The 3257-nt window shown below is 43.4% G+C and carries 3 protein-coding genes; 1 reads left to right on the top strand and 2 read right to left on the bottom strand.

The features are described from left to right. On the bottom strand, positions 1-943 hold a 943-nt coding region (locus AC1DLB_RS25870), incomplete at its 3' end, for an acyltransferase family protein (RefSeq protein ID WP_477785899.1). A 13-nt stretch (positions 944-956) separates the two neighbouring features. Continuing rightward, on the bottom strand, positions 957-2348 hold the full coding sequence (locus tag AC1DLB_RS25865; RefSeq protein ID WP_477744328.1) for a hypothetical protein: 1392 nt from the start codon (positions 2346-2348) through the stop codon (positions 957-959). Positions 2349-2644: 296 nt separating this feature from the next. Between AC1DLB_RS25865 and AC1DLB_RS25860 the strand changes: the two genes are divergently transcribed. Beyond that, the coding region (locus AC1DLB_RS25860; protein ID WP_477785898.1) for an acyltransferase family protein at positions 2645-3257 on the top strand (613 nt) is incomplete at its 3' end.

The raw sequence follows: 3257 nt of genomic DNA, 5'->3' as shown, positions 1-3257 counted from the left end.
GGTAAATGCTATAGCTTACTTCTCCGAGCGATTTAAGGCCATGTTTTTTCAGTAAGCCAAATATGTCATTTCCAAGGCTGATAATAGCGAATGGGGCTGCGAGAAATAGCATCTGGAGTGTTGAGTATTCTTTATGTTGAAAGAGTGCTGTCGCAATTAATATTGTGGCAATAAATGCCGCGCCTTTTCCTTGTAATAAGGGGACTGCGTGGGGAAGGTGGTTTTTAATTAGGACTGGAATGAATCCGAAAAAAAATAGTTGGAAAAGGCTAGGTTTAATAAGGTTGTTATGAAGCCCTAATGCCACTAGTGCTAGGGTGAATAATGACAGTAATAGGTAGGCTCCCGAGACATTTTTCCGGAATAAGATAGCGATGAGCGGAAGTGTTAAATAGAAGATCCACTCGTAGCCTAAGGTCCAATGAGCTCCAGCAGTCATTCGGATGCTGTCCTGGAACCCATTAAATGATGCTCCGAAGAAGATTAGCCACTTTAGTGTCTCTTTTGCTAATGCGTCGAGGTGAACCAGTTTGAAGTTTGTGTTGATAAGGGTGGTAAGAATAAGTGCCGCGAGTACAAATAAATAAAGCGGCATGATGCGACGTACGCGTGAACTGAGCAGTTTTGCCCAGTTGGGGGTGGACTCATAAATTTTTCCTAGAAAAAGAAATCCGGTGATCATGAAGAATAATGAAACCGGGACCGTGCCTAGGTTGTTTAATAGGTCGCTATCAGGGCGCGACCAAACTCCAGTTGTCTTCCAATAGTATGTGGTAATGAAGTGGTGGCACACTACTGATGTTGCAAGGATCCCTCGAAGCGCATCTAGTGGTGAGGAACGATCTAAGGTTTGTTGAGTTAGCAGTGTGGAATAGCTGAATAGCTTATTTAGTAATGCTATTGATAGTGTGTATAGCAGTAGTAACGCTGCGATAACTGTCATGTTGGGAAGCCTGTTAAGAAGCTATAGCGTGGTTTGGTGGTAGCATCGTTTCGGGATAGTTGTCCTGGGGGGAAGGTCTTTGTGTGATAGAGCGATTTAAATTGGCTTCAAATTTAAATACATAATACAGGGCGCAAATCATGAATAGGGTATTCTGTAATGTGTCGATGAGGCCGGTGGATATCGTAAATGTAATGTAGCCAATTACCATTCCCAGATACATGCGCCGGGCAGGCTGCTGCCGGATGGTTCGAGCGACCTTGGTATAAAGTAAAAAAAAGAATGCAGTATAACTAATTAGGCCAAGAGAACCCTGGTCAATCATCAAGCGAAATACGATACTTTCAGTATTGAAAAGGTCCGGGTCGAGGCCTGAAGATACAATGTTGCGAGTCGCATCAAGGCCGCCTCCGACAAGCGGAGAACTAAAGAAATGACGAGCGGAAGCAGCAAATTGCGCGCCACGCATAGCTAAATCGGAGCCATTCATGTCTTCGCCGACGTTAGAATCAAATATGTTTGCAACGGATAGTACTTTTTCTCTAAAAAGTTCGGAGGTGGAAAAAAGTGTAATAAAAATCAAGGAGAAGGTTAGCGTATATTTAAAGGATTTTACTGCGCTTTGGCTAAGTGCAAATATTATAAGTGGAATTGCGAATAGAATAAGAGGGGTTCTGGAGTTTGTGAATAGCGCACCTCCAATAATTATCGTCGTGGCCAAGCCGATTTTTAGATAGTCTTTGAGATTGAGCTTCGGTTTTTTGAGCTTAATTGTATAGTAAGTGAGCAGCATCATGACAATAAGTGCGCCATAAGTGATGGGGTGCGAAATTGTCCCCTGTGCCCGGATACCGCGTAATGTTTCCGCGTAGGTTTGGGCAATGATGCGGCCTGTATGAGTGGTAGAGTTAATGAGTTCAATATATGGGTTATAGTTTATTAAGTAGCAGATGGTTCCGTATGCTGCCAGGGCGCAGTAGCATATTATGTATTTGCTCATAAGTGTGTTGAGCTTTTCGGGGGTTTGTCTGCCTAGGTATTCACAGTAAATAGTCACTGGCATGAATACTTCAATGATCAAGCTTGTTAGTGTCAGCAAGCCAGAGTTGCTAGAGCTTATATTTAATATGGCTGAAGTTGCTGAGGAGATAAAGATTAGATAGAACGCACGGCTGAAAGGCTTTTTTGGGGTGTGTTGTCTTTTTTTGAATAAATTCTTCGTCAGATACATACCTATCATTACAAGGCAAAGATATTTGTAAAGACTGAAGGCAGGCAGTGAAGGTATATCAATTAGGAGCAGAGCTTTGGGCGTCAGCACCGTCCATACAGGGATAAGCAGTACGCTCCTGCGAAATGATAAAATCATTGCCAGTGTGCCGAGGGCGGCCAGTATAAAAATCATATGTTGGGGCCTTAGGGTCAGTGCTTACGGTGTATTGGTCTCCCGAGAAGGAGTAATACTTCGGCTCTAATGGAAGGGGGCTAAAAAATATATGATTTTTTAACATGTTTCTGTCCTTTTATATATTGTTTTATGTGGACGAAAAATAACGAAATCATTTGCTCGTTCCTTGTGTTAAAAATTGTCGGATATCGGGTGGCGACAAGAAGAGTGCCCGAGTTCATTCTGTTCGTTTCGGCCAAGCTTTTCTTGGGCCTGCAGCATTTTGGCCATTAATAAATACTTGGAGGTGGAATATGTTGGCAGCAAAAAAGCATGCCGGAAGCACGACGGCGGGTAAGTTTGAGTTAATTCAGGTATTGCGATTCATTGCTGCGTTGGCTGTCGTTGTCTGCCACTCTGCGTTTTACTCAAAGGAGAGGCTGGATCCAGGGACTATTAGTTACAACCTTGGTGCTAATGGAGTACCTCTATTTTTTGTTATTAGCGGCTTTGTGATGATGATAGCTGCTGAGAAAATGCACAATGCGAGCGGTACTTGGAAGCTTTTTGCTATACGCAGAATTGTCAGGATTGTTCCGCTTTACTGGTTTGCTACTTCGGTTAAGCTATTCACCTTGCTGGCGGCTGCCGGTCTGGTATTGCACGCGCAAGTTGATTGGTTGTACATAGTGAAGTCCTATTTCTTTGTGCCAGCGATCAATGTGGATAACGAAACAAAACCACTGTTGGCCGTCGGTTGGACGTTGCTGTTTGAAATGTTTTTCTATGCTGTTTTTACACTGGCGTTGTTGGTTCGGGTAGATGCAGTGAAATTTACAGCGCCGATATTGGTTGCCCTCGCAGTGGCGTCGGTTTTTAAATCGGATGCATGGAATGTGGCTTTGTCTTTTTATGCCGATCCAATAG

The organism is Pseudomonas sp. 05N434, assembly GCF_056396965.1.
Note: the sequence above shows the minus strand (reverse complement) of the source record. Positions and strands in the feature narration are given on the sequence as shown.

Excerpts from the sequence above, each read along its gene's own strand:
- AC1DLB_RS25865 (WP_477744328.1), bottom strand. The coding sequence starts at position 2,348 with ATGATTTTTATACTGGCCGCCCTCGGCACACTGGCAATGATTTTATCA.